Origin of the sequence: Ralstonia soli (assembly GCF_023955655.1) — a bacterium.
GTDB lineage: Bacteria > Pseudomonadota > Gammaproteobacteria > Burkholderiales > Burkholderiaceae > Ralstonia > Ralstonia soli.
The window spans coordinates 146,596-172,219 of the sequence record NZ_JAMXHT010000007.1 but is presented as its reverse complement, the minus strand read 5'-3'; the positions used below and the strand labels follow the sequence as shown (position 1 = coordinate 172,219).

Annotated in this window: 20 protein-coding genes; 10 read left to right on the top strand and 10 right to left on the bottom strand. The window is 64.6% G+C overall.

Going from position 1 to position 25,624, the window contains the following annotated elements; genetic code table 11:
• Positions 1-14: 14 nt before the first annotated feature.
• From NG900_RS19345 to NG900_RS19335, 3 genes are read right to left on the bottom strand one after another with little or no spacing between them, the layout of a single operon-like run.
• Complete coding sequence (locus NG900_RS19345; RefSeq protein ID WP_252682986.1) at positions 15-326, bottom strand: AtuA-related protein; 312 nt, start codon at positions 324-326, stop codon at positions 15-17.
• A gap of 1 nt (position 327) precedes the next feature.
• A complete protein-coding gene (locus tag NG900_RS19340; RefSeq protein ID WP_252682985.1) occupies positions 328-1,671 on the bottom strand; it encodes an acyclic terpene utilization AtuA family protein in 1,344 nt (447 codons plus the stop codon).
• Between the two features lie 4 nt (positions 1,672-1,675).
• Positions 1,676-2,974, bottom strand: a complete 1,299-nt coding sequence (locus NG900_RS19335; RefSeq protein WP_252682984.1) for a CitMHS family transporter — start codon at positions 2,972-2,974, stop codon at positions 1,676-1,678.
• 201 nt (positions 2,975-3,175) lie between these two features.
• Here NG900_RS19335 and NG900_RS19330 point away from each other — a divergent pair, with 201 nt between their 5' ends.
• Together NG900_RS19330 and NG900_RS19325 are read left to right on the top strand one after the other, a co-directional pair.
• On the top strand, positions 3,176-3,724 hold the full coding sequence (locus NG900_RS19330; RefSeq protein ID WP_252682983.1) for an RBBP9/YdeN family alpha/beta hydrolase: 549 nt from the start codon (positions 3,176-3,178) through the stop codon (positions 3,722-3,724).
• A gap of 46 nt (positions 3,725-3,770) precedes the next feature.
• Positions 3,771-6,140, top strand: coding sequence for a heavy metal translocating P-type ATPase (locus NG900_RS19325; RefSeq protein ID WP_252682982.1), 2,370 nt, complete (start codon positions 3,771-3,773; stop codon positions 6,138-6,140).
• Between the two features lie 18 nt (positions 6,141-6,158).
• On the opposite strand, the gene cadR is transcribed toward NG900_RS19325, so the two are convergent.
• The 3 genes from cadR to leuA all read right to left on the bottom strand — a co-directional run bounded on the left by cadR (position 6,159) and on the right by leuA (position 8,878).
• On the bottom strand, positions 6,159-6,635 hold the full coding sequence (gene cadR / locus NG900_RS19320; RefSeq protein WP_252682981.1) for a Cd(II)/Pb(II)-responsive transcriptional regulator: 477 nt from the start codon (positions 6,633-6,635) through the stop codon (positions 6,159-6,161).
• Between the two features lie 19 nt (positions 6,636-6,654).
• Positions 6,655-7,041, bottom strand: a complete 387-nt coding sequence (locus tag NG900_RS19315) for a four-helix bundle copper-binding protein (protein ID WP_315862385.1) — start codon at positions 7,039-7,041, stop codon at positions 6,655-6,657.
• Positions 7,042-7,165: 124 nt separating this feature from the next.
• On the bottom strand, positions 7,166-8,878 hold the full coding sequence (gene leuA, locus NG900_RS19310) for a 2-isopropylmalate synthase (protein WP_252682979.1): 1,713 nt from the start codon (positions 8,876-8,878) through the stop codon (positions 7,166-7,168).
• Between the two features lie 615 nt (positions 8,879-9,493).
• Between leuA and NG900_RS19305 the strand changes: the two genes are divergently transcribed.
• The 4 genes from NG900_RS19305 to NG900_RS19290 all read left to right on the top strand — a co-directional run bounded on the left by NG900_RS19305 (position 9,494) and on the right by NG900_RS19290 (position 13,378).
• On the top strand, positions 9,494-9,952 hold the full coding sequence (locus tag NG900_RS19305; RefSeq protein ID WP_252682978.1) for a (2Fe-2S)-binding protein: 459 nt from the start codon (positions 9,494-9,496) through the stop codon (positions 9,950-9,952).
• 20 nt (positions 9,953-9,972) lie between these two features.
• Positions 9,973-12,228 (top strand): xanthine dehydrogenase family protein molybdopterin-binding subunit, encoded by a 2,256-nt coding sequence (locus NG900_RS19300; protein ID WP_252682977.1) that lies wholly within the window; start codon positions 9,973-9,975, stop codon positions 12,226-12,228.
• Positions 12,229-12,347: 119 nt separating this feature from the next.
• Positions 12,348-12,782, top strand: a complete 435-nt coding sequence (locus NG900_RS19295) for an organic hydroperoxide resistance protein (protein ID WP_252682976.1) — start codon at positions 12,348-12,350, stop codon at positions 12,780-12,782.
• Positions 12,782-13,378: a nucleotidyltransferase family protein gene (locus NG900_RS19290; protein ID WP_252682975.1), complete on the top strand. Its 597-nt coding sequence runs from the start codon at positions 12,782-12,784 to the stop codon at positions 13,376-13,378. Before NG900_RS19295 ends, NG900_RS19290 begins: the two co-directional genes overlap by 1 nt.
• A gap of 125 nt (positions 13,379-13,503) precedes the next feature.
• Here NG900_RS19290 and NG900_RS19285 read toward each other — a convergent pair whose 3' ends face one another.
• On the bottom strand, positions 13,504-14,658 hold the full coding sequence (locus NG900_RS19285; protein ID WP_252682974.1) for a CaiB/BaiF CoA transferase family protein: 1,155 nt from the start codon (positions 14,656-14,658) through the stop codon (positions 13,504-13,506).
• 5 nt (positions 14,659-14,663) lie between these two features.
• Positions 14,664-15,635, bottom strand: a complete 972-nt coding sequence (locus NG900_RS19280; RefSeq protein WP_252682973.1) for a hydroxymethylglutaryl-CoA lyase — start codon at positions 15,633-15,635, stop codon at positions 14,664-14,666.
• Between the two features lie 200 nt (positions 15,636-15,835).
• On the opposite strand from NG900_RS19280, the gene NG900_RS19275 reads away from it, so the two are divergent.
• On the top strand, positions 15,836-16,798 hold the full coding sequence (locus NG900_RS19275) for a LysR family transcriptional regulator (RefSeq protein ID WP_252682972.1): 963 nt from the start codon (positions 15,836-15,838) through the stop codon (positions 16,796-16,798).
• A 22-nt stretch (positions 16,799-16,820) separates the two neighbouring features.
• Here NG900_RS19275 and NG900_RS19270 read toward each other — a convergent pair whose 3' ends face one another.
• Complete coding sequence (locus NG900_RS19270) at positions 16,821-18,257, bottom strand: MFS transporter (RefSeq protein WP_252682971.1); 1,437 nt, start codon at positions 18,255-18,257, stop codon at positions 16,821-16,823.
• 916 nt (positions 18,258-19,173) lie between these two features.
• On the opposite strand from NG900_RS19270, the gene NG900_RS19265 reads away from it, so the two are divergent.
• The gene (locus tag NG900_RS19265) at positions 19,174-20,178 is read left to right on the top strand and encodes an AI-2E family transporter (protein ID WP_252682970.1); all 1,005 of its coding nucleotides are present in this window, start codon (positions 19,174-19,176) and stop codon (positions 20,176-20,178) included.
• Between the two features lie 34 nt (positions 20,179-20,212).
• Here NG900_RS19265 and NG900_RS19260 read toward each other — a convergent pair whose 3' ends face one another.
• Positions 20,213-20,929, bottom strand: a complete 717-nt coding sequence (locus NG900_RS19260) for a TetR/AcrR family transcriptional regulator (RefSeq protein ID WP_315862381.1) — start codon at positions 20,927-20,929, stop codon at positions 20,213-20,215.
• A gap of 364 nt (positions 20,930-21,293) precedes the next feature.
• On the opposite strand from NG900_RS19260, the gene NG900_RS19255 reads away from it, so the two are divergent.
• Both NG900_RS19255 and NG900_RS19250 read left to right on the top strand, forming a co-directional pair.
• Entirely contained in the window at positions 21,294-22,460 is a 1,167-nt protein-coding gene (locus NG900_RS19255) for an efflux RND transporter periplasmic adaptor subunit (RefSeq protein ID WP_252682968.1), read from the top strand.
• On the top strand, positions 22,457-25,624 hold the full coding sequence (locus NG900_RS19250; RefSeq protein ID WP_252682967.1) for an efflux RND transporter permease subunit: 3,168 nt from the start codon (positions 22,457-22,459) through the stop codon (positions 25,622-25,624). The genes NG900_RS19255 and NG900_RS19250 overlap by 4 nt, the downstream gene beginning before the upstream one ends.

Sequence of the window (25,624 nt, the reverse complement as noted above, 5' to 3'; positions counted from 1 at the left end):
CGTGATGCGCCAGCTTAGCTTGGAATCTCCAGCGTGAGCAGCGCGCTGGAGAGCGACTTGCCATGCGCATCCAGCGCTAGCGAACGCGTCACGCCGCCGGCCAGCGCGCCGTGCAGCACGAAGTTGAGCGCACCGAGTTGCGGCAGCACGTAGCGTTCGACATCGCCGTGCACGAGTTCAGCGAAATGCGCGCGCACGCGTTCGGCCGTTACGTGTTGTTCGAGCACGGCAAAGTCTTCTGCCCGATGTGCGATCACGGAGATGCAGGAGATATCACCCTTGTCGCCGGCGCGGGTGTGGGCGAGGTCGCGGAGTGTGCGGGTCATGTCAGCTCTCCAGAATGTGCACGGCGTGCGGTGCCAGTTCAGCCGGGATCAACGTCGACGCCACGGCGATGACTTCGCGCGCGCTCTTGGTTGCGCCGCCGCCGCCGGAGGGGCCGCAGGTCAGCAGCGTTTCGACTTCGTTGCCGATGCGGACGGCCTCGGCCATCGATTCGGTGCGGGCGGCGACGCGCACGCGTACTTCGTACGGTTGGGCATCGGTGCGCGAGAGCGCCGCGCCGTGCAGCGCATCCACGCCGATCAGCTCGAAGCGCGTTTCCGTCATCTGTACACCTGTGAGCGCAAGCCGCTCGCGCACGATGTCCAGCGCCAGCCGGCCGCGCGCCACTGCGTTGGGCCCGGCATAACTGATCTGACCTTCGCCGATGTAGCTGTCGAGATAGCCGATCGAGACCTTCAGTTGATGGGTGCGCGGCGTGCCGGTGGCGCCTTCGATGACGACGCGATCCTTGCCATCGCTGCGCATGCGTACGTTGGAAAAATCGGCTACGACATCGGGCGTGAGATAGCGCGCCGGGTCGTGAATTTCATACAGCAACTGCTCCTTGCACGTCGCCTCGGTCACGAGCCCGCCAGCCGTGGCGACCTTGGTGATGAGTACCGAGCCGTCTTCCCCGACCTCGCCGATGGGAAAGCCCAGGCGTGCGAGGTTTGGCACGTCTTTCACGCCCGGGTCGGCAAAGTAGCCGCCCGTGATCTGCCCCGCGCATTCGAGCAGGTGGCCGGCGAGCGTGCCGCAGCCCAGGCGGTGCCAGTCGTCCATGCGCCAGCCGAACGCGTGGACGAGCGGCCCGAGTGCCAGCGCGGGATCAGCCACGCGCCCGGTGATGACGACGTCCGCGCCCTGCGCCAATGCATCGACGATGCCTTGCGCGCCGAGGTACGCATTGGCCGACACCATGCGGCGCCCAAGCGATGCGACGGGCGCACCGCCGTCCATCAGCGTGAAGTCGTGGCCGCGCGCTTGCAGCAGGTCGAAGACATCGTCGCCGGTGACAGCCGCCACGCGCAGCTTAAGGCCCAGTTCCCGGGCGATGTCACGCGTGCGTTCGGCTGCGGCCTGCGGGTTGGCCGCGCCCATGTTGGTGACGATGCGGATGCCGCGTGCCGCGCAGGCCGGCAACACCGCGCGCATACGCGCTTCGAGCAGCGGGTCGTAGCCGTGCGTCGGGTCTTTGCGGCGCACCTGCTGTGCGAGCGCGATGGTGCGCTCGGCCAGGCATTCGAACATCAGCACGTGGATGTCGCCGTGCTCTGCGAGTTCGAGTGCCGGTTCGATACGGTCGCCCGAATAACCGGCGCCGCCGCCGATGCGTAATTTCTTCATGCCATCACCACGGAAGCACGCCCAGCACCACGGCCACTGCGGTCATCAGCAGCGAGGCACCAAACAGGAAGGGGATCGAGAATTTCTGGTGGTCGGCCAGCTCGATACCGCACAGGCCGACCACAAGGAAGGTGGCGGGTGTGAGAGGACTCACCGGGAAACCGGTCGTCATCTGGCCGAGCACGGCGGCCTGCGCCACATGCACGGGTGCCACGCCCAACATCTTGGAAGCTTCCGCCACCACTGGCAGTACGCCGAAGTAAAACGAATCGGGGTCGAACAGCAGCGACAGCGGCATCGACAGTGCGCCGAGCACCACCGGAATGTGATGCGCCATGCCGGGCGGGATGAAGTCGACCGCCGTCTTCGCCATCGCCGTCAACATGCCCGACTTGCTCATGATGCCGGTGAACACGCCTGCCGCCAGCAGGATGCTCGCCATCATCAGCGCAGCCTTGGCGTGGGCGTCCACGCGCTGGCGTTGTTGATCCACGTTCGGGTAGTTGATGAGCAGCGCGGCCACCACGCCCAGCATGAACATCACCACCGGGTCGACCTTGCCGCTCACCATCACGCCCATCACGACGACGGTGAGGATGAGGTTGATCCAGAAATTGCGCGGGCGGCGCAGCGCCTGTTCCGCATCCGTGAGCGGGCGCGCGACGACCTGCGTGGCGCCATCGTGGTTGGCGAGGCAGAGGCGTTTCTCTTCACGCTTGCCCAGCAGCCAAGCACACACGAACACGAAGATGAGCCCCGCGATCTGCACCGGGATCAACGGGTTGAAGATGTCCGTCACCGGCATATGCAGCGAGGCTGAGGCGCGGATCATCGGGCCCGTCCACGGCAGGAAGTTCACGCCGCATGCCATCGACGTTACACACGCCAGGATGCGGCGGTCCATGCCGAGCCGGTCATAGAGCGGCAGCATGGCCGGAATGGTGATCAGGAACGCCACCGCGCCCGAGCCGTCCAGGTGAATCAACAGCGCCAGCAGCGCCGAGCCCACCACGATGCGCGGAGGCCGACTGCCCACGGTGCGCAGGATGCGGTCGATGATCGGGTCCAGCATGCCGGCGTCCGTGACGATGCCGAAGTACAGGATCGCGAAGATGAACATCCCCGCCACCGGTGCGACATCCTTGATGCCGCCGATGATGAACTTGCTGGTGTTGAGCCCGAAGCCGCCCACGAGCGCGGCGATGACGGGAATGGCGATGAGCGCAACCAGCGGCGACATGCGCTTCGTCAGGATGACGACAAACAGCGCAACGATGGTCAGCAGCCCGAGCAGTGCGAGCATGGTCTCCTCCGAGTTCTGGATTCGGAATCCCTGTTGGCGGGATTTATGCAGCGACTGTAGAAGGTGTCGATCTGCCTGTGAAACAGAATATTTGGATGGATTGTGCGAGTTTGTCGATGAGCACGGCCAGCGTGCTCCGCCAGATCCCGGCAAAATGGGCCGCATTCCCCAAAAAAAATCGGCTACCACCCCGGAGAGCACGTGAGCGCCACCCCCACTGTCCTGATCCTGCCCGGCTGGCAGAACTCCGGCCACGCGCACTGGCAGTCTCGCTGGGAGCGTCTGCATGGGGATCGCCGCGTCGAGCAGCGCGAGTGGTTCACGCCCAAACGCGCGGATTGGATTGCCGCGCTGGAAGCTGAGGTCAGTGCGGCGCCAAGCGATGTCGTTTTGGTGGCGCACAGCCTGGGTTGCGTGCTGACGGCGCATTGGGCGGCCGCTTCCGCCCGTGCGGTGCGGGTGCGTGGCGCCTTGCTGGTCGCCCCGCCGCAGCTCGAACGCACCGGCATGCCGCCGGAACTGGCGGATTTTCGCCCCATCCCGCAGCAGCGCCTGCCCTTTCCGGCCGTGCTTGTCTTCAGCACCAATGACCCGTTTAGCGACGCCGGCTGGAGCCAGCGCCAAGCCGAGGCGTGGGGCGCCGAACCCGTCGACCTGGGAGCGCGTGGCCACGTCAATGCCGAATCGGGCCTGGGCGATTGGCCGGAAGCCCGTGCGATCGTCACCAAGTGGATGAAAGACCTCATTTGAGGCGCGGGCTTGACCCTGAAGCTTCTTCAGGGTTTTGAATGGAGGCATGAAACCCGATCTCGCCTCCACCCTGCCTGTCCACGACCATGCCAAGCCGGAAGCCTCCGGCTGCGGCGGTTGCTGCGGCCATGCGCATCCGGTCGCCAGGGACGCCACCCATCACGCGCACGATCACGGTCATGACCACGATCACGATCACGCGCACGAAGCAGCCGAGCCCGTCGATGCCGCCGCACTGGCAGCGGCCACCGGCCGCACCACCGTGCGCATCGAGCAGATGGATTGCCCGACCGAAGAGCGCATGATCCGTGCCAAGCTGGGCAGCGCCGACGGCGTGGTCGCGCTGGATTTCAACCTGCTGGAGCGCCATCTCACCATCCACCACACCGTTGACGACGTGACGCCCTTCCTGGAGGCGCTGCGTGCCATCGGCATGGACGGCGAGGTGCTTGAGCAGCGCGATCGCATGGCGGCTGCGTCTGCCGGGCCCACCGGTATTTCGCGTCGCGCATGGCTGCTGGGCGTGGGCGGCGTGGCGGCATTCGGTGCCGAGGCCATCGCCTGGTCCCTCGGCGATCACGCTTGGCCGGTGTTGGCGCTGGCGCTCGCCTCCATCGGGTTGGCGGGCGGCCCGACGCTGCGCAAGGGCTGGATTGCCCTGCGCGCGTTCACGTTCAACATCAACTTCTTGATGGCGGTGGCCGTGATCGGCGCGTTGCTGATCGGGAAGTGGGCCGAAGCGGCCATGGTGATCTTCCTGTTTGCCGTGGCTGAGGCTATCGAAGCGCGCGCCCTGGTGCGTGCCCGCGATGCCGTGCGCGCGCTCACCGCCATCGCTCCCGATACCGCCGAGCTGACGGATGGCGCCGGCGGCTGGCGCGACGTGGCGATCGACACCGTCGTCATTGGCGCGCGCCTGCGCGTGCGCACCGGCAGCCGCGTTCCCGTGGATGCACGCATCGTGAGCGGCCGCGCGGCGCTGGACGAATCGCCCGTGACCGGCGAAAGCCTGCCGGTGGAAAAGGCCATTGGCGACACCATCCTCGCCGGGACCATCGTCACGGATGGTGTGGTCGAGGCGGAGGCTACTGCCGTGGCGGCCGACAGTACGCTCGCACGCATCGCCGCGGCCATCCAGGAGGCGCAGTCGCAGCGTGCGCCCACGCAGCGTTTCGTCGACAAATTCTCGTCCATCTACACGCCCGCGATGATGTTGCTGGCACTGGCGGTGGCGCTCGTCGGCCCCCTGGTCACCGCCGAGGGCTGGCTGGCGTGGACGTATCGCGCGCTGGTGCTGCTGGTGATCGCCTGCCCATGCGCGCTGGTGATCTCCACCCCCGTGACGGTGGTGAGTGGCCTCGCGGCAGCCGCCCGACGCGGCATCGTCGTCAAGGGTGGGGTCTATCTGGAAAGCGGTCGCCGGCTGCGCGCACTGGCACTGGACAAGACGGGCACGCTGACGGCGGGTCGCCCGGTACTGGATGCGGTGGTGTTGCCCGATGGGGCGCGCCGCGCTGTGGCCGAGCTGAACGCGGCGACCGATGCCAGACACCTGCAAGCGTTGGCCGTGGCGGCGGCGCTGGATGCCAACACTACGCATCCGATCGCCGTGGCCATCGTGCAGGCTGCCGCCGCGCATGGTGCGGTGGACGCGAACTCGGTGCAAGACCTGTCGGTGCTGCCAGGCCGCGGTGTGGCCGGCACGTTCAATGGCGTGCGCTGGCATCTTGGTAACGCGGCGCTCGTCGCGGATCGCGGCTTCGACAACGCGACGTGGCGCACCGCGGCTGAATCGCTGCAGGCGGAAGGCATGTCTGCCGTCACGCTGTGCGACGCGAACGGTGCCGTGGCACTGTTCGGCGTGCGTGATCGTGAGCGCCCGGAAAGCGCAAAGGCCATCGCCGATCTGCGTGCGCTGGGCGTGCAGGCCGTCATGCTCACCGGCGATGACCGCCGCGCCGCGCAAGCCATTGCCAAAACGGTCGGTATCGACAACGTGCACGCCGAGCAGCTCCCCGCCGACAAGCAACGCGTGGTCGCCGAACTCGCGGCCGAATTTGCACCCCGAAACGGATTCGTCGGCATGGTCGGCGACGGCATCAACGATGCCCCGGCACTGGCCCGCGCCGATATCGGCTTCGCCATGGGTGCGGCCGGCACGGCCACGGCGCTCGAAGCCGCCGACGTCGCCATCATGGACGACGACCCGCGCAAGCTCGCCAGCTTCATCCGCATCAGCCGTCGTACGGTGGCTGTGCTACGTCAGAACATCGTGCTGGCACTGGGCATCAAGGCGGTGTTCCTGGCGCTGGCTGTGATGGGCGATGCCACGCTGTGGATGGCGATCTTCGCCGATGTGGGCGCGAGCCTGCTGGTGGTGTTCAACGGGCTGCGGGTGATGCGCGCGCGCGTTTGAGCCCGTTGCAGGAGGGTGTCAGCGATGCACGCCGCGAATATGCCGATGCGCGTGCTCGCCCTCGCCATGTTCGTGGCTGTGACCGTGGTGGCTGGCCGCAACGGGTTCTTCGTGCAGTGACTGCAGCACGCCGCATTCCGCCACCGACGCTGCCGTCGTGCAGCGCTGCCCGATCGCCTCGATCTGGCGCTTGAGATCGGTCAGTTCGGCAATGCGCGCCTCGACGTGTCGCAGGTGTTCATCAAGCAGGTGGTTGATCTCTTCGCACGAAGCCTGCGGGTTCGCCTGCAGTTCAAGCAAGCGGCGAATTTCAGTGTGTGCCATGTCGAGCGAGCGGCACTTCGCAATGAAGGCCAGTTGCTCGGCATGCTCGGGCGTGTAGACGCGGTAATTGTTGGCGGCGCGCGCCGGCGGGGGCAACAGGCCCTGCGCTTCATAGAAACGGATGGTCTCGATGCTGATGCCCGTGCGCTGGGCGAGCTCGCCAATTTTCATACGCGTTGCAAAACAGGGATCAGAAGACGGTCGGTTCGGCAGTGGCCGCTTCAACGCCGGCGACTTTCAGGCAGGCGTCCATGCAGGCACGGCAGGCAGCTGCGCAGGCGCTGCAATGGCCTTGCCCGTGATGATCGCATTCTTCCGCGCACTGCGAGCAGATCTCGGCGCAGTCTTCTAGCAGGAGTTCTGCGAATTCGCTGTTGCGCTCGAGGAATCTGCGCGTGAGCGCGCAATATTCCGCGCAATCCGTACACACGCTGATGCAGCGCGTCATGGCTTCAGCGTGGCCGTTCTTGCCGGATTCCGTCGCGCAATGAGTGCAAGCGGCCTCACAAGTCTGCAGCGCCTGGATCACACTGGCAAAGCGCTTGGCATTCTCTTTCGCGGTCGGACGAGTGGTCATGTCGGTTCTCCTTTGGCAGTGGATGTGCACGCAGGCGCGCATTGAAGGATGCGCCCGGCGTCATCCGGGCCGCATCTCTCCAATTTAGCAACTGGCGCTCCGCTGCGTGAGCCCGACTTGCGCGTTACGCTGCTTGCGCTTCGCTCTTGCCGCTGCGCAGCATGCCTGCGCCCGCACGCGCGATCAGGCGATTGATGCCACCCACGACCGCGCGGATCGACGCCGTCGTCAGGTTGGCATCCACCCCCACGCCGAACACGCTGCCCGCCACGCCCGGTGCGGCCACTTCCGCAAACGCGATGGCATCGGCGTTGGCGCCCTGGCCCAGCGCGCGTTCTTCATAGTGGTGGATCGACACGGGCGCCGTCAGTACGTGCGACAGCGCATGCACCAGCGCATCCAGTGGCCCGTTGCCGGTGCCTTCACAGATGTGCTCGTGGTCGGCGATGTTGACCACCAGGCGGATGTGCTGGCTGCCGTCATCCTGCTCGGTCAGGCGGTGCGATACGTAACCGATGGCGCCATCCGTGCGCAGGTACGTCTGCTGGAACAGCGTCCAGATGTCCGCGCCGGTCACTTCACGGCCGCTTTCATCCGTCAACTGCTGCACGGTGCTGCTGAACTCCACCTGCAGGCGGCGCGGCATGGCCACGCCATAGCCCGATTCGAGCAGGTACGCGATGCCGCCCTTGCCCGACTGGCTGTTCACGCGAATGATCGAATCGTACGTGCGGCCCACGTCGGCCGGGTCGATTGGCAGGTAGGGCATCTCCCATATGGCATCGGGTTGCTGCACCGCAAAGCCCTTCTTGATCGCATCCTGGTGCGAGCCCGAGAACGCCGTGAACACGAGGTCGCCCACGTACGGGTGGCGCGGATGCACCGGCAGTTGCGTGCAGTCTTCGCAGGTACGTGCCACGTCATTGATGTGCGAGAAATCCAGCTCCGGATCGACGCCCTGCGAGTACAGGTTCAGTGCCAGCGTGACCAAATCCACGTTGCCGGTGCGCTCGCCGTTGCCGAACAGGCAGCCTTCCACGCGGTCGGCGCCGGCCATCACAGCCAGTTCGGCCGCTGCCACGGCTGTGCCGCGGTCATTGTGCGGATGCACGGACAGGATGATCGAATCGCGGCGCACTAGGTTGCGGTGCATCCATTCGATCTGGTCAGCGTAAATGTTAGGTGTGGCCATCTCCACCGTGGCGGGCAGGTTGAAGATGATCTTGTGGTCGGGCGTGGGGTCCCATACCTCGGTGACTGCGTTGCAGACCTCCAGCGCAAAGTCCAGCTCGGTGCCGCTGAAGACTTCGGGGCTGTACTGATACGTCCACTGCGTCTCGGGCATCGATTCTGCAATCTCGCGGATCAGCTTGGCGCTTTGCACGGCAATGCGCTTGACGCCTTCCCGGTCGGTGTTGAACACCGTGCGGCGGAACACCGGCGCCGTGGCGTTGTAGACGTGGATGATGGCTTTCTTGGCACCGCGCAGCGATTCCATGGTGCGGCGAATCAAATCTTCGCGCGCCTGCGTGAGCACTTCGATGGTGACGTCGTCGGGGATGTGTCCACCCTCGATCAGCTCGCGCACGAAATCAAAGTCGGTTTGGGAGGCGGCGGGGAAGGCGGCTTCGATTTCCTTGAAGCCGATCTGCACGAGCATCTTGAACATGCGCATCTTGCGCTCGGCGTTCATGGGCTCGAACAGGGCCTGGTTGCCATCGCGCAGGTCCGTGCTCATCCAGATCGGGGCACGGGTGATGGTCTTGCTGGGCCAGGTGCGATCAGCGAGGGCAATCGCGGGGAAGGGGCGGTATTTGGTGGCGGGGTTCTTCAACATGGTGCGTGTGTGCTGTGAGATCGAGATCGATGGGGTACGTCGGGGACGACCGCGCGTGCGGCGTCCGGCGTGGCCGGAATCGGGATGAGGGTGTGGCGGCCAGACAGCCACGGGCGCGTGGTCTGGCAACCGATCGGTAGTCGTAGCGAAAGCAGGATCGAGGCGGGCATGGTGGGCTCCAACGATTCGGCGCACAGACTGCCGAATGACATCACTGAGACAAGGCCCGTGGCCGGTTACGGCACGGACCGGTCAAACACCGGAACGAGGGGGGAAAGAGAGGTCTACGCGTTTACACGCGTAGTAGAGAAGCGGATAGCAGACCGCGCACGCACGAGAGGGTGCGGGCAGGAGCGGTGAGGAGGGTGGTCTGCTGGAAGTGCATTCGTCGATAGTGAGGGCGGAACATCAGTATTGTCAAGCGGATGCCCGCCAAAAACAGCGATGCACCAGGATGGTTACACCGAAAATCACAACGCGATTTTGATGTGAAGTACTCGCCAGCAAGACCGGTCCGAACCTGCTTTAATACACCCCGTCCCTACCGCTGGCCCGCAATATCAGCGGCTTCATAACGGTAAGACCCCCCTCACGCCCCACAAGGAGAATCCCACAATGGTCACGTTGAATATCAACGGCAAACCGGTGGAAGTTGATGCTGATCCGTCGACGCCGCTGCTCTGGGCGCTGCGCGACAACCTTGGCCTGACCGGCACGAAATTCGGTTGCGGTGTCGCATCGTGCGGTGCCTGCACCGTCCACCTGAATGGCCAGCCCACGCGCAGCTGCGTGCTGCCGATCTCCGCGGTGGCCGGTCAGAAGATCACGACATCCGAACACATCGCCGACGACAAGATCGGCAAGGCGGTGCTCGATGCCTGGGTCAAGCACGACGTGGCGCAGTGCGGCTACTGCCAGAGCGGCCAGATGATGAGCGCGGTGGGTCTGCTGCGCAGCAAGAAGAAGCCGACCGATGCCGATATCGACAGCGCGATGGCCGGCAACCTGTGCCGCTGCGCGACCTATCAACGTATTCGCGCGGCGATTCACGACGCCGCGAAAACGTTGGCCTGAGCCCCACCGGAGAACTCACGATGCGTATTCGAAACCTGGAAGCGCTGGCCGGTGGCGGCGCGCAACATCAGCCGGCGTCTGCTGACACCGGAGCGGCAACGCTTGATCGCCGCAGCTTTCTGAAACTGACCACGCTGGCGGGCGGCGGTCTGGCGCTCGGCGTGGCGCCGGTGCTGGCGGGCGCGCAGGACGCGAAGGCCAAGCCGCCCTCGCCACCGCAGGCATTCATCATCATTGCGCCGGACAACACCGTGACTGTGGCGGTGAACCGGCTGGAGTTCGGCCAGGGCGTGCACACGGCGCTGCCGATGGCGCTGGCCGAAGAGCTCGACGTTGACTGGCGCAACGTGCACGCCGTGCTCGCGCCGGCAGCCGATCCATACAAGGACCCGGGCTTCGGCATCCAGATGACGGGCGGCTCGACTGCACTGAACCACTCGTTCCAGCAATACCGCGAGCTGGGTGCGCGTGCGCGCGCGATGCTGATTTCGGCGGCATCGCAGCGCTGGAAGGTCGAGCCGTCGACGTGTCGCGCGGCCAATGGCGTGATCACCTCGGGCAGCAACCGCGCCACGTACGGCGAACTCGCACAGGCCGCGATGGCACTGCCGGTGCCGGCGCAGGTCACGCTGAAGAACCCGTCGCAGTTCCGTATTGTCGGCAAACCCACGCCGCGTCTGGACGCACGTGCAAAGCTCGACAGCTCGCTCAAGTTTGGTCTGGACACGCGCTTGCCGAACATGAAGGTAGCGGTGCTGGCGCGCCCGCCGCGCTTTGGCGGCAAGGTGGCCAAGTACGACGTGGCTGCGGCCAAGGCAGTGAAGGGCGTGGTCGATGTGCTGCAGATCCCGACCGACCGTGGCGGCACGGGCGTGGCTGTCATCGCCGATGGCTACTGGCCTGCCAAGATGGGGCGCGACGCGCTGCAGGTCACGTGGGAGGACGCCGGTTCGAAGGTGTCCACGCCCGCGCTGATGGAGGAATACAAGAAGCTAGCCGGCCAGCCCGGCACGGTGGCCAAGGCGGCCGATGTGAGTGCGATCCAGTCTGCCGCCACGCGCATCCAGGCCGACTATGAGTTCCCGTACCTCGCGCACGCGCCGATGGAGCCGCTGAACTGCACGATCGACGTGCAGAACGAGGGTGGCAAACCCGGTGGCAAGGTCAGCGGCGCGAAGGTGTGGGTCGGCTCGCAGTTCCAGACCATCGACCAGGGCGCGATTGCCAAGGTGCTGGGCGTCTCGCCCGAGAAGATCGAGCTGAACACGATGATGGCTGGCGGTGGCTTCGGTCGCCGCGCGGTGCCGACGTCGGACTATCTGGCGGAAGCGGCCAACGTGGCCAAGGCCTATGCGGCAGCCGGACACAACGGCCCCGTCAAAGTGATCTGGAGCCGTGAAGACGACATCCGCGGCGGTTACTATCGCCCGATGCATCTGCATCGCGTCAGCGTGGGCGTCGACAACAGCGGCAAGGTGGTCGGCTGGGACCACGTGATCGTCGGTCAGTCGATCCTCAAGGGCACGCCGTTCGAGGCCTTCATGGTCAAGAACGGGGTGGACAGCACCATGACCGAGGGCGTGGTCGAGAACGACTACGGCTTCCCGATGCAGGTGAGCGTGCACCACCCGGACGTGAACGTGCCGGTGCTGTGGTGGCGCTCCGTGGGCCACACGCATACGGCCTATGTGATGGAAACGATGGTCGACGAGGTGGCGCACGCCGCCAAGCAAGACCCCGTGGCCTTCCGCCTGGCGCGCTTTACCGGCAAGGAGCACGAACGCCATCGCGCGGCGCTGCAACTGGCTGTCGACAAGTCGGGCTACGGTAAGCGCAAGCTGCCCAAGGGCCAGGCCTGGGGCGTGGCCGTGCATGAATCGTTCGACTCGGTGGTGGCGTATGTGGTGGAGGTGTCGGTCGAGCAAGGCAAGCCGCGCGTGCATCGCGTGACGGCGGGCGTGCATGCCAATCGCGTGGTCAACCCGATGGGTGCGGAAGCACAGATCCAGGGCGCCTGCGTGTTTGGCCTGGCGATGATCCAGCCGGGCTTTGCCATCGACATCGAAAACGGTGCGACCAAGAACAGCAACTTCACCGACTTCCCGCCCGTGCGCATGCCAGACGCGCCGCCGGTGAACGTGTTCTTCGTGCCGTCGGAAGACAACCCCACCGGCCTGGGCGAACCCGGCACGCCGCCGATTGCACCCGCCGTGGCCAATGCGGTGTTTGCGCTCACCGGCAAGCGGTTGCGCAAGCTGCCGTTCGATACGGTGTAGTCGTCATCCTCATGTGATGGGATTGGAGCCGGCATGCAGCAATGTGTGCCGGCTTTGTTGTTCAACGGACCACTTCTTGCGTCCGTGCTTGCGTTGTCTACCCCACCGGAGAAACAGTCATGGCATTGAACATCCTGTACACCGCCCACGCCAAGGCCACGGGCGGCCGCAACGGCCATACGCAAACCGAAGACGGCCAGGTCTCGCATGACCTGTCGGTGCCGAAATCGATGGGCGGCCCGGGCAAGCCCAACACCACCACACCCGAAGATCTGTTTGCGGCCGGTTACGCGGCTTGCTTTGGCTCCGCTTGCGACTTCGTCGCCAAAAGCATGCTCAAGCTCAATCCGAGCAACATCGAGATCCTCTGTGATGTGGGCATCGGTACGAGGCCGGAAGGCGGCTTCGGCCTGAAGGTGGGCCTTACCGCACGCATCAGCGGCCTGTCGCAGAGCGATGCGGAAACGCTCGTCGCCAAGGCTCATGAGGTGTGCCCGTATTCGAACGCCACGCGCAACAACGTGGAAGTCACGCTCAAGACCGAGGTGGTGTGATGGTGCAGCGGCCTGTTGTTGGTGTGTTGCTGGCTGCGGGCCGCGGCAGCCGGTTTGACCCGGCCGGCGCGGCCAACAAGCTGCTCGCACCGTTGCCGGATGGAACACCCGTGGCGGTCCAGTCCGCGCGGCATCTGAAGCAGGCATTGGGCGACGTGGTGGCGGTGGTGCCTGCTGCCGCCACGCATGGCGCACAGGTCGATCAGTTGGCTGCATGGCTGGCCGACGCGGGCTGCGAAGTACTGCGATGCTCCGGCGCCGCACGTGGCATGGGCGCCAGCCTGGCCGCTGGTGTGGGCGCCCGGCCTCAGGCGGCTGGCTGGATCATCGCCCTGGCCGACATGCCGTGGATTGCACCCGAGACCATCACGCAGGTCGCCCGGGCACTCCATGCACATCACTGCGTCGCGCCGTTCCACGCCGGGCAGCGAGGCCACCCCATCGGCTTTGGTGCCGATTTCTTCGCTGGCTTGACCTCGCTCGACGGTGACGAAGGCGCACGGCGCCTGCTCGATCCCGGCGCACTCGTCCGCATCGAGACCGATGACGCAGGCATCCTGCGCGACGTCGATACGCCGGCCGATCTGGCGCGGTAATCCCACCGGGTTTGCTGACAGCGAGGCGCCGCCGCACATCACGATCTGCTAACCGGTGATGGCGCCGCCGGGGACCGAGCAAGGCGATATGGCTATTGCCCTTTCCTGTTGCGCCTACCGTTGTGTCAGGCCCCGTGTGCGCCCAGCCCGGAGAGGATTTCGTCGTTGTGTTCGCCCGCCTTTGGCAGCGGATGACGCACGCCCGGTCGCTGGCCACCCATCAGCAGCGGCAGCAACACGGCGGGGCCTGTCGAGCCATCGTCCATCTGCATCGGCACCAGACCGCCGCTCGCCTTGAGGTGCGGATCGTCGAGCAGTTGATCCGGTCGGACGATGGGCGCGTAGGGAATGCCCGCCGCTTCGAGCTTGGGCGCGAGCTTGGTCGCGTCGTGGTCGCTCAGGATGTCGCCCAGCTCCTGCAGCAATTGTGGACGCACCGCTACGCGCAGCGTGTTGTTGGCGTATTGCGGGTTGTCGAGCAGTTCAGGATGGCCCAGCAGTTGGCACAGCATCGTGAATTGCTTGTCGCTCACTGCACCAATGAAGAGCTGCTCTCCACCGGCCAGCGTGAAGATGTCGTAGACGCTCCATGCCGATACGCGCGAAGGCATCGGCGGCGGCGATTCACCAGTCATGGCGTACTGCTGCATGTGCTGCGATGCCAGGAACACGCAGTTCTCGAACAGCCCGCTCTGGATCTCCTGACCCTTGCCGGTGCGCTCGCGCTCGCGCAGCGCCGCGAGCACGCCGATGGCGCCGAACATGCCGCCCATGATGTCGTTGACGGAGGTGCCTGCGCGCAGCGGGCGCCCCACTGGCCCGGTCATATACGACAGCCCCCCCATCATCTGCACGACTTCATCCAGCGCCAGGCGGTTCTCGTACGGCCCCGGCAGAAAGCCCTTGTGCGACACATAGATGAGGTGCGGATAGTCGGCTGTTAGCGATGCATGGTCGAGCCCGAGCTTTTCCATCAGGCCTGGGCGGAAGTTTTCGAGCACCACATCGCACTGACCGGCAAGCTCACGCGCCGTGGCGCGGCCTTCGTCCGTGGTGATGTCGAGCACCACGCTCTTCTTGTTGCGGTTGAACGCGCGGAAGAAGCCGATGCCGAGGCCCGGAAGATTGCGCGTCTTGTCCCCGCCGGGCGGCTCGATCTTAATGACTTCGGCACCGAGGTCGGCCAGGATCATCCCGCAGGTAGGGCCCATGACCATGTGCGTGAATTCCAGCACGCGGATGCCGGCAAGCGGCAGCGATGAAGTGTCGTCGTGATGCATGTTCGTCAGGCCAGGATGGCGGACTGTGCCGCTTGGGAGGAATGCGGATGGAAGGTCTTGGGGAGGCCGGCGCGCCACAGCGTGCCGTGCAACGTCTCGCCGCGCAGCCAGTCGCTCAGGCGTTCGCGCAGGGACAGCAATTGGCCGATGTCGAGCCCGGTTCCAACGCCCATGCTCTCCAGCATGAAGGCGAGGTCTTCCGTGGTGACGTTGCCGCTGGCGCCGGGTGCGTGCGGGCAACCGCCGATGCCGCCCAGGCACGCGTCGAAGCGCGTCACGCCTGCTTGCATGGCGGCGTAGACGTTGGCCAGACCCAGGCCCCGCGTGTCATGAAAGTGACCGCACCAGAACTGCTCGCCAGCAATGGCGACGGCGCGCTCGAACAGCCGTGATACGGCAGCGGGGCCGGCGTAGCCCACGGTGTCTGCCAAGCTGACGCGATCGGCACCGGCATCGAGCAGGGCCTGCATCAGGCGAAGGACTTCATCGGGTTCGACCTCACCCTGCAGCGTGCAGCCGAACGCCGTGCCGACACCGCCTTCGATCAAGGTCTTGGCGCCCGCGGCATCGCGCGCCGCGCGGATACGTGCCACCTCGGCCACCACCTCGTCGGGCGTCTTGCGCAGGTTGGCGAGGCTGTGTGCATGGCTGGCCGACAGTGGCACGATCATCAGGTCCACGCCGCTGGCGATGGCGTTCTCTGCGCCACGCAGGTTCGGCACCAGCGCAGACACGAACAGTTCTGGCAGCGTGCGCGCGTAGGCCACAAGCTCGGCGGTGTCCGCCAGCTGCGGCAGCAGGCGCTTGGGCACGAACGAGCCGATCTCGATCTCGCGCACACCGGCGGCGTGGGCGGCCTGCACCCATGCACGTTTGTGCTCGGAGGGCAGAATCGTCTGAATGCTTTGCAGCCCGTCTCGCAAGCCGACTTCGCGGATCACGGCGGTGCTGGGCAGGGGGATGTTGATGAGGGACATTGCGTCAGGCAGGCGTCAATCGATGCTCCGACTGTATGCCGTTCTGTACAGAAGCTACAGCGATCAAATACGCACGTTTTCGTTCCGGATGGGAAAGTCTGGAAAGTGGCATACGGACATTCCAGGGTTTCCTGTAGCGCCAGCGAGCGCTAGCATTTCTCCATGTTCGTTCCGGACCGGAATGCCTCACCGAGCCCCCAATGCGTGACCTTGATCTCACCACCCTGCGTCTGTTCGTTGCCGTGTGCGAGACACGCAATATGGCGCGCGCGGGCGAGCAGGAGAACATCGTGGCGTCGGCCATCAGCAAGCGGCTGGCGCAACTGGAAGACACGGTGGGCGCGGTCCTGCTCGAACGCGGGCGGCGCGGTGTGATTCCCACACCGGCGGGTGACATCGTGCTGGCGCATGCCCGCGCCATGCTGTCTGCCGCCGACCGGGTGGCGCGTGACATGGCCGAATATGGCAGCGGTGTCCGTGGTCAGGTGCGGCTGCTGGCCACCGTATCGTCGATGGCGGAATCGTTGCCCGATGACATCGCCGCATTCCTCAACCGCCCCGAGCACCGCGACATCCGCGTGACGATGGAGGAAAGCCTGAGCAGCGACATTGTGCGTGCGCTGCGCGAGGGCTCGGCACCGCTGGGCATCTGCTGGGATGCGGCCGACTTGGAGGGGTTCGAAACGCGGCCATACCGGGCCGACCACCTGGCCGTAGCCGTGCACGAAACGCATCCGCTGGCAACGCGCGAGCATTGCCGCTTTGAAGACACACTGGAGTTCGATCACGTGGGCTTGCCGGCGCAGACGGCCGTGCACACGATGCTGGCGCGTTACGCGGCGATTCTCGGCCGCACGATCAAGTACCGTGCCGTTGTGTCGACCTTCGATGCATCGCTGCGCTGCGTACGCGCGGGCCTGGGCCTGGCCATCGTGCCGGCCGAGATTGCCGAGCCGTTCGTCCCGACGTTCGGCTTGCGCGTGGTGCCGTTGAGCGACGACTGGGCGCGTCGTCGCTTTGCGGTGTGCTTTCGCAATCTGGAGTCGCTGTCGCCGGCGGCACGCCTGCTCGTGGAGCATCTGGCCGCGGGCGATTCCACTGCCGAACCGGCCACGCCTGCCCGGATAAAGAAAACAACGCGGAAAATCCCTTCCGCGTCGTGAGCGCTGCGGCGTTCCGGCAAGGCTAGTGCGATAGTTCTTCCAGTCGCACACCGTTGCTCTTCGGGCCGAAGCCGCCAATGGCCAGCATGACCACCAGCATGCACGCGGTGATCCCGGCAAACACGCCCGGCACACCGAAGTGACGCAGCAGAAATGCAATCAGGAAGCCCGAGAACATGGCGCCGATGCGGCTGGCCGAATAGACGATGCCATTGGCGCGGCAGCGGATAAAAGTCGGGAACAGCTCGGCTTGGTAGGCGTGATAGCACACCGAGATGGTCTGCCCCGCCAGGCTGATCAGCACACCCAGAACAATCAGTGCGAGCGGCTCCTTCAATTGCCCGAACGTCAAGCCAAACGCGATGACGGCAAACGCCGCTCCGACGATCAGCCACTTGCGCTGGATGCGGTCGGCATACGCCATGGCCAGCAGCGGCCCTACGGGCAGCGCGATGGCGATGATGAACGAGTACAGCAAGCTCTTGGTGACGGTGATGCCGTGGCCGATGAGTAGCGTCGGCACCCAATTGGCAAAGCCGTAGTAACCAATGGCCTGGCAAAAATTGAAGACGATCAGCATGATCAGGCGCGACCTATACGGCGGCCGCCACAGTTCCGCCAACGATGCACGGCGGTGCGGCGGCTGCGCAACGGCTTGCTGCGGCGGCGGCAAGGTGCTGCCGGATTCGCGCTCGGCGGCGGCTTCCATCTGGCGGACGACGGCATCGGCCTCATCGCCGTGGCCATGCATGGCCAGCCAGCGGGGGCTTTCCGGCACGGCGCGGCGGATGAACCACACCAGCACCGCACCAGCGGACCCAAGCAGCACCACCCAACGCCAGCCTTCGATACCGAGGACGGTGGTGGGCACGAGCCAGTACGACAGAATGGCGGCCGCTGGCGCAGCAGCAAACATCACCATCTGATTGAACGCCATCGCACGGCCACGCATGTGCTGCGGTACGAGTTCGGTGACGTAGCTGTCAATGGTCACAATTTCGATGCCGACACCGATACCGGTAAGAAAACGCCAGATCAGCAGGCCTTCGGGGCTCTGCTGGCAGGCCATGATGGCCGAACCGATGGAGTACCACAGCAGCGATACCGTGAACACCGTGCGGCGCCCGTAGCGGTCGGGCAACCAGCCCAACCCGAACGTGCCGACAAAGAGCCCTGCAAACGTGGCCGCAATGAAGCCCGCCATGCCATGCAGGCCAAAAAACGCATCGGTCGTGGCTCTGAGGAGTCCGCTCTTCTCCATGCCCGGCGCGATGTAGCCCGTGAAGATCAAGTCATAGACCTCGAAAAATCCGCCCAGCGAGATCAACAGCACCAGCATCCACAGGTTGCGTGTGATGGGCAGGCGGTCCATCCGTGCAGAGAGTGCGGCGGCGCGGGTGTCTTGATCGGGTTGAGCAATGGCAGTCGGTACGCTGTCCGCTGTCAGGGGGCGCTGCATGGTTGTCTCCTTGTCGCATGACCGAGCTTCTATCGAGCGTTGGGTCCGGGCACTGGTATCGGCATCGTATTCCCGCGCAGGCAAGACCGTCGGCGCGGTCTGTGTGCTAAGGATGGCACCCACTGTAGCGATTCCCGTCTGCAACCGCGGAGCTATTTGGGAAGGGTTGATGTTCCGTTTCGGAAATGCTTGAGCAACCCCTGAGTTAGCCGGGGCAACTTGCCGCCGCTGCGGTGGCTGGCTTCCAGAACATGATCACCCCTACAACGCATTCTCCCAACACGACAGTGCGTCCGGCAGAAAGGTCAATAGAGAAGATTGAAATCGCTGTTGTGGAGGGCGGTCATAGGAGCGAAAGGCCTCGTCCTCATCGGCCATCGGCCTGCATAGGCACCTCGCCGCAGTTGGCGGGCGGCCTTTCTGAGGAGCTCCGAATTCGTATCTTCATTCGTCATAATTGACAATAATATCAAGTATGACTAGATTGTGCATTGTCGCGGCAGGGACGGTCCGTGGACGGGCTGCTGGTGTGCAGTTGAGCGTGCCCTGTAGCACATGCGGCTCAGCCGCCGCGTCAATGTGCGCCGTATCCGCGGCGCCTTGTTCGAGGTGCTTATGGATCATTTCGAGAGCTGGCGGCTCTTTCGTACGATTGTCGAAGGCGGGAGCTTCAGGCGGGCAGGGCAGATGGTCGGGGTATCGCCGTCGGTTCCGGCCAGAGTCCCGGCCTTCATTGACCACGCTGTCGCGTACTTTGAGGAGAGGTGACGTGCGAGGACCGTCTTCTAGGACGACCCCCCTCCCTTATTGCGAACGGTGCAACGCCCACCACCAAGGTGGTTTTCGGCTATCGAAGACACTGGTGTCCACGTTGATCCGGCGGCAGGCTTGGCTATGGGGGCTTGTGGCGCTCGCCATGGGTGTCCTCATGTGGGCGCTGCGGCCTGTGCTCACGCCGTTTCTGCTGGGCGCGCTCATCGCCTACATGCTGCAGCCGGGAGTGGAGTGGCTGGCGCGGCACCGTGTGCCCCGATGGCTTGCGGCGCTCGCGATGATCCTGTGCATTGCGACGATAGCGGCGTTACTCGTCACGCTCATGTTCGCCGTAGTCCAGACCGAAGGCCCTCAACTTCAGGCGAAGATTCCCGGGCTGTTTGCGAATCTGAATGCATGGCTCCAACCGAAGCTGGCCTTTCTGGGGCTGGGTGTGGACCTGAATTTGATCCATCTGCGCAATCTGCTGGCAACGCCGCGCAGTGGCGGCGATGGCACCGCCGTCCTCGCTATCTGGCAATACGTGCGCACAAGCGGCAACGTAATGTTGACCGTGGTGGGTAACGTGGTACTGGTCCCATTGGTGCTGTTCTATTTGCTCTACGATCGGCACCAGATGTTCCGACGCATGGAAAGCTTGGTCCCGCGGCGGTGGCTTGCCAGGACGCGGGCGTTCGTCATCGACATTGATCGGATGCTGTCGCAGTACCTGCGTGGGCAGCTTCTTGTGATGGTCGCGCTGGCTGCGTATTACCCCATCGCCTTGACGCTGGCGGGCTTCGACATTGCCTTGCCGCTGGGGTTGTTCACAGGCCTGGCGGTGTTCATTCCCTATGTCGGATTCGCCGCCGGCCTTGCGCTGGCTGTGTTGGCCGCCGTACTGCAGTTTGGCGACCTCTACGGTCTCTGCGCGGTTGCGCTGGTGTATGGCCTTGGCCAGATCCTTGAGAACGTCTTCCTCACGCCGCGCTTGATTGGCGAGCGCATTGGCTTGCACCCGTTGGCGGTGATCTTTGCGTTGTTGGCCTTTGGCCACCTGTTCGGGTTCTTTGGGGTGCTGCTGGCGTTGCCGGTCAGCGCCATTCTTGCGGCCGGGCTGCGGGAACTGCGTCACCGCTATCTCGCCAGCGAGCTGTATCAAGCCTGATCGATGCGCGCCCCTTGCCGGGCGCCGCGACGGCTCACGCAGGGCTTGCAGCGGCGCCGTCTGTGACCATCGGCAATGGCAATTGCGCGATTCTTTCCGCCTCGGCGCGCTTGATGCCAAGGGCCTGGAGTACGAAGACAGCCGCACGTTCAGCCAGGTGCTCCACCCGAGTGGCGGCGCCTAGGTGGCCGCGCCCGTGTGTGGCCGATGCCGTTGCAAAGTGCAGCTCGGCCGCAACACCGGCAAGCACGGTCCCAATCACGGAAAGCACGCTTGTCAGCGGGTCGGCCACCACAAAGCGCTGGACGGCAAGCCCGCGCTTGCTGTCGCGTAGCAGGCGCAAGCCGAGGCCGCGTGTCAGCGCGCGAGTAGACACACCTTCCCGCATCAGCAGCCGGCCCCAGACCGGCTCGCGCTGCGCCCGCAGCAAGGTGTGACGGACCGAGATGGCGATGACCTCGGCCGGATCCTTCAAGCCATCCGCAACGCCATCCAACCTGTCGGCGAAGTCTTCAAACGCCCAGTCGATGAGGGCGGAAAAGAGGCCTTCCTTCGATTCGAAATGGTTGTAGAACGAGCCGAAACCCACATCGGCGGCTTCGGTGATCTCGTTGATGGCGATGCGCTCGATGTCCTTTTCAGACAGCAGCAACAACGCCGCGTGAAGCAGGCGCGCCCGCGTTTCTTGCTTGCGCCGCGTGCCGCGCCGCTGGCGGCAGTCGTCTGCCGCTCGATTCCTGAGGGTCCGCATAGGGATTGGGAGTGGTGTTCACGCTGCGGATGATAGTGGCTTGCGTCATAGTTGACAACATTATCAGTTATGAGTTTAATGTCGATCCGTAGGGTCGATCGGGGTCAAGTGCCCTGAGTTAGGACGCGGTGATGGGGCAAGCACCCGGTGGCAAAGGCCAGAGAGCCAGTCGCCATTGCTTGCCAGCTAAGGGCAGCCCATTTGCCGAGAAGTGGTTCCTGAACGCCGTGGAGACAGGCGACTCGCGTACCCAACATCCGAGTTCCGTGACGTGTTGCCCGAGAGCCGATTGCGCAGAAGAAGCGCGACATCTGGGATGCGCGTTACCCATTGTTTGTTAGGCCATCACTTGCTTGGAAACATCGTGAAATATCCCGGTCGTCATGCGCGAACGACAGCGCGCCCCCATCTGTCCGTCGTCGGGCGCTCCAAACGCGCGCCTCTTGTCATTGCCGCTTGCTGCGTTGCGCTGCTGGCGGGCTGCCACCACAAAGAAACCCTTGTCAGTGCGCCCAAGCCAGTCGTTGCGCTGGCCCTGCACCCGGACGGCAACACCGTTGCGAACACATTGCCCGGGCAGGTGCAAGCGCGCTACTCCACGCCGCTATCGTTCCGCGTTGGCGGCAAAGTGGTCGAACGCCGCGTGCGGCTGGGCGATGCCGTCAAGGAAGGGCAGGTGCTGGCGATGCTCGATCAGGCTGATCTGCGTAACGACCTGGCCAACGCTCGGGCGCAGTTGGAAGCCGCTGAACATCGTCTCGTCTATGCCAAACAACAGCTGGATCGCGACCGTGCCCAGTCGCAGGCGAACCTGATTGCGCCGGCGCAGATGGAGCAGACGCAAGAGTCCTATGCCTCCGCGCTGGCGCAACGCGATTCCGCTCGCGCGCAAGCCACCCTCGTTGGCGACCGCCTGCGCTACGCCACGCTGGTGGCGGACCACGATGGCGTGATCACCTCCGAGGATGCCGACACCGGTCAGAACGTTCAGGCCGGCCAATCGATCTATCACCTCGATTGGGCGGGCGACGTCGATATCGTTTGCGATGCACCGGAGCGTGCGCTGTCCTCTCTGACGGTTGGCAGCACGGCACGCGTGAGCCTGCCGGCCGTGCCGTCGCAAACCTTTGAGGCGCGCGTGCGCGAGGTCTCGCCCGCGGCCGATCCGCAAAGCCGCACGTGGCGCGTCAAGTTGTCGCTCGTGGCGCCGAACGCCGCGGTGCGCATGGGCATGACCGCCAATATCGACTTCGATGCCAAGGGTGATGCGACAGGTGCACGCCCGTTCAAGCTACCGGTGACAGCGCTGTTCCATCGCGGCGAAGAGCCTGCTGTGTGGGTAGTGCGCGCGAACACGGATACGTTGGAGCTGCGCCCCGTCACCATCGCGCGTTACGACGAGCGCAGCGTGCTGGTCGCCTCCGGCTTGCGCGATGGCGACCGCGTGGTGATGCAGGGCGTGCATGCCGTCAATGCCGGTCAACACGTGCAGGTGGTCCCGCCTCTGCACCCTGAGGACTTCGCATCATGAGCGCCGGCGATCGCGAAATCGTGCAAGACCCGGCGCCGGCAACTGCCTCAGCCTCCCAGGCGGACGAGGGCGGCTTCAACCTGTCGGCATGGGCACTGCGCCACCAGCAGTTGGTGATCTTCCTGATCGGGCTGGCGACGCTCTTCGGTGTCATCGGCTATACGCATCTCGCGCAGTCAGAAGACCCGCCGTTCACGTTCCGGACGATGGTCATCCAGACGTACTGGCCGGGCGCCACTGCGCGTGAAGTCCAGGAGCAGATCGCCGACCGCATCGGGCGTCAGCTTCAGGCTGCACCGTATGTCGACAACATCAAGAGCTATTCGCGCCCCGGCGAGTCGATGATCTTCTTCGCCATGAAGGACTCCGCCCCGGTCAAGGATGTGCCGGAGACCTGGTATCAGGTGCGCAAGAAAGTGGGCGACATTCGCGCAACGTTGCCTAAGGGCACGGTCGGGCCGTTTTTCAACGACGAGTTCGGTGATGTCTACACCAACATCTACGCGCTGGAAGGCGACGGCTTTTCGCCCGCGCAACTGCACGACTACGCAGACAAGCTGCGTACCGTTCTGCTGCGTGTACCCGGCGTCGCCAAGGTGGACTACTTCGGTGATCCGGCGGAACACGTCTTCATCGAAATCTCCAACGCACAGCTGACGCGACTCGCCATCACGCCGCAGCAGATCGCGCAGGCCATCGACGCACAGAACACCGTGGCACCGGTCGGCACCATCACGACGGCCGATGACCGCGTATTCGTGCGGCCCACCGGCGCGTTCAAGGATGTGCAGGCGCTGGCCGACATGCTGATCACCGTGAACAAGCGCACATTCCGGCTGGGTGACATCGCCAAGATCACGCGCGGTTACGACGACCCGCCTGTCACGCAGATGCGCACAAACGGGCATGCCGTGCTGGGCATCGGCGTCACGATGCAGAAGGGCGGGGATGTGATTGACCTCGGCAAGGCGCTTGATGCCACAGCAGGTGAACTGCAGGCGACGCTGCCGGCTGGGCTGAAGTTGTCTCCCATTTCCAGCATGCCGCACGCCGTGAAGCATTCGGTGGATGAGTTCGTGCGCTCGGTGGGTGAAGCCGTGGCGATTGTTCTGGTGGTGAGCCTGGTATCGCTGGGCCTGCGGACCGGCATGGTCGTGGTGATCTCCATCCCGATCGTGCTGGCCATCACGGCGTTGTGCATGCACATGTTCGGCATCGGGCTGGACAAGGTCTCGCTGGGCACCCTTGTGCTTGCGCTTGGGCTGTTGGTGGATGACGCCATCATTGCCGTCGAGATGATGGCCGTGAAGCTGGAGCAGGGGTGGAGCCGCATGCGCGCGGCTGCCTTTGCGTACTCGAGCACGGCATTCCCGATGCTGACCGGGACGCTAGTGACGGTGTCCGGCTTCCTGCCCATCGCGCTGGCCAAGTCGAGCACGGGCGAGTACACGCGCTCGATCTTCGAGGTGTCCGCCATCTCGCTGATCGTGTCGTGGTTTGCCGCCGTGGTGTTGGTGCCGCTGCTGGGCTATCACATGCTGCCCGAGCACAAGAACGGCGCTGCCGAGCATGGTCATGAGCACGATATCTACAACACGGGCTTCTATCAGCGCCTGTCGGGCTGGATCTCGTTCTGCATCGAGCGCCGTTGGATGATCCTGGGCGTGACGGCTGTGCTGTTCGCACTGGGCATGGCTGCCTTCACGCGGGTGCCGCAGCAGTTCTTCCCGAATTCCGAGCGGCCTGAGTTGCTGGTGGATCTTCGCTTGCCGGAAGGGGCGTCGTTTGATGCCACGCTGCGCGAGGCAAAGCGTCTGGAGAAAGCGCTGGATGGCCGAAAGGAGATCGAACACTTTGTCGATTACGTCGGCACCGGTGCACCGCGCTTCTATCTGCCGCTGGACCAGCAGCTTCAACAGCCGAACTTTGCGCAGTTCGTGATCACCGCGAAGAACGTGGAAGAGCGTGATGAACTGTCGCGTTGGCTCAACGCCACGCTGGAGAAGGACTTCTCCGGTGTCCGCACCCGTGTCGCGCAGCTTGAGAACGGTCCGCCCGTCGGCTTCCCCATCAAGTTCCGTGTGAGCGGCGACGACATCGCCACCGTACGCAATATCGCTGACAAGGTGGCCGAGAAGGTACGCGCCGATGCCCGCACCCAGAACGTGCAGTTCGATTGGGATGAACCGGCAGAGCGTTCGATGTCGTTCGAGATCGACCAGATCAAGGCGCGCCAGCTTGGCGTGACGTCGGAGGATGTCTCCAACTTCCTCGCCATGACGCTGTCCGGCTACACGGTCACGCAGTATCGCGAGCGCGACAAGTTGATCAACGTCGATCTGCGCGCGCCGAAGACTGAACGCATCGACCCTGCCAAGCTCGCAGGCATGGCAATGCCCACGCCCAACGGCTCGGTTCCGCTCGGCGCACTCGGACACGTGCAGAACAAGCTCGAGTACGGCGTGATCTGGGAACGCGATCGCCAGCCGACCATTACGGTGCAGGCCGACGTGCGCGGCAACGCGCAAGGCATTGGCGTGACGCGTGACATCGATCAGGCGCTGGCCGCCGAACGTGCCAAGCTGCCAGTCGGCTATCGCATCCAGATTGGCGGCGCGGTGGAAGAAAGCGTGAAGGGCCAGACCTCCATCAATGCAGAGATGCCGCTGATGATCATTGCCGTGTTGACGCTGCTGATGATCCAACTCAAGAGCTTCTCACGCACGTTCATCGTCGTGTTGACGGCGCCGTTGGGGCTGATTGGCGTGGTGACTGCGTTGCTGCTGTTCGGTAAGCCATTCGGCTTCGTGGCGCTGCTCGGGGTGATTGCCATGTTCGGGATCATCATGCGCAACTCCGTGATTCTGGTCGACCAGATCGACCAAGACATCGCGTCGGGCCAAAAACGCTTCGACGCCATCATCGGCGCGACGGTGCGACGCTTCCGGCCAATCATGCTCACGGCTGCAGCGGCAGTGCTGGCGTTGATCCCGCTGCTGCGCTCGGGCTTCTTCGGGCCGATGGCCACCGCGCTGATGGGCGGCATCACCATCGCCACGGTACTGACCATCTTCTTCTTGCCGGCGCTGTACGCCGCGTGTTTCAAGGTGCGCCCCGACGAGCGGGAAGTGCCTGCGGCCAGCACTGCCGCCCTGGAGAATTGA

What these genes read in the sequence shown, in the direction of transcription:
- NG900_RS19345 (WP_252682986.1), bottom strand. Translation starts at nt 326, where the DNA reads ATGACCCGCACACTCCGCGACCTCGCCCACACCCGCGCCGGCGACAAG.
- NG900_RS19340 (WP_252682985.1), bottom strand. Translation starts at nt 1,671, where the DNA reads ATGAAGAAATTACGCATCGGCGGCGGCGCCGGTTATTCGGGCGACCGT.
- NG900_RS19335 (WP_252682984.1), bottom strand. Translation starts at nt 2,974, where the DNA reads ATGCTCGCACTGCTCGGGCTGCTGACCATCGTTGCGCTGTTTGTCGTC.
- NG900_RS19325 (WP_252682982.1), top strand. Translation starts at nt 3,771, where the DNA reads ATGAAACCCGATCTCGCCTCCACCCTGCCTGTCCACGACCATGCCAAG.
- cadR (WP_252682981.1), bottom strand. Translation starts at nt 6,635, where the DNA reads ATGAAAATTGGCGAGCTCGCCCAGCGCACGGGCATCAGCATCGAGACC.
- NG900_RS19315 (WP_315862385.1), bottom strand. Translation starts at nt 7,041, where the DNA reads ATGACCACTCGTCCGACCGCGAAAGAGAATGCCAAGCGCTTTGCCAGT.
- leuA (WP_252682979.1), bottom strand. Translation starts at nt 8,878, where the DNA reads ATGTTGAAGAACCCCGCCACCAAATACCGCCCCTTCCCCGCGATTGCC.
- NG900_RS19305 (WP_252682978.1), top strand. Translation starts at nt 9,494, where the DNA reads ATGGTCACGTTGAATATCAACGGCAAACCGGTGGAAGTTGATGCTGAT.
- NG900_RS19300 (WP_252682977.1), top strand. Translation starts at nt 9,973, where the DNA reads ATGCGTATTCGAAACCTGGAAGCGCTGGCCGGTGGCGGCGCGCAACAT.
- NG900_RS19295 (WP_252682976.1), top strand. Translation starts at nt 12,348, where the DNA reads ATGGCATTGAACATCCTGTACACCGCCCACGCCAAGGCCACGGGCGGC.
- NG900_RS19290 (WP_252682975.1), top strand. Translation starts at nt 12,782, where the DNA reads ATGGTGCAGCGGCCTGTTGTTGGTGTGTTGCTGGCTGCGGGCCGCGGC.
- NG900_RS19285 (WP_252682974.1), bottom strand. Translation starts at nt 14,658, where the DNA reads ATGCATCACGACGACACTTCATCGCTGCCGCTTGCCGGCATCCGCGTG.
- NG900_RS19280 (WP_252682973.1), bottom strand. Translation starts at nt 15,635, where the DNA reads ATGTCCCTCATCAACATCCCCCTGCCCAGCACCGCCGTGATCCGCGAA.
- NG900_RS19275 (WP_252682972.1), top strand. Translation starts at nt 15,836, where the DNA reads ATGCGTGACCTTGATCTCACCACCCTGCGTCTGTTCGTTGCCGTGTGC.
- NG900_RS19270 (WP_252682971.1), bottom strand. Translation starts at nt 18,257, where the DNA reads ATGCAGCGCCCCCTGACAGCGGACAGCGTACCGACTGCCATTGCTCAA.
- NG900_RS19265 (WP_252682970.1), top strand. Translation starts at nt 19,174, where the DNA reads ATGGGTGTCCTCATGTGGGCGCTGCGGCCTGTGCTCACGCCGTTTCTG.
- NG900_RS19260 (WP_315862381.1), bottom strand. Translation starts at nt 20,929, where the DNA reads ATGCGGACCCTCAGGAATCGAGCGGCAGACGACTGCCGCCAGCGGCGC.
- NG900_RS19250 (WP_252682967.1), top strand. Translation starts at nt 22,457, where the DNA reads ATGAGCGCCGGCGATCGCGAAATCGTGCAAGACCCGGCGCCGGCAACT.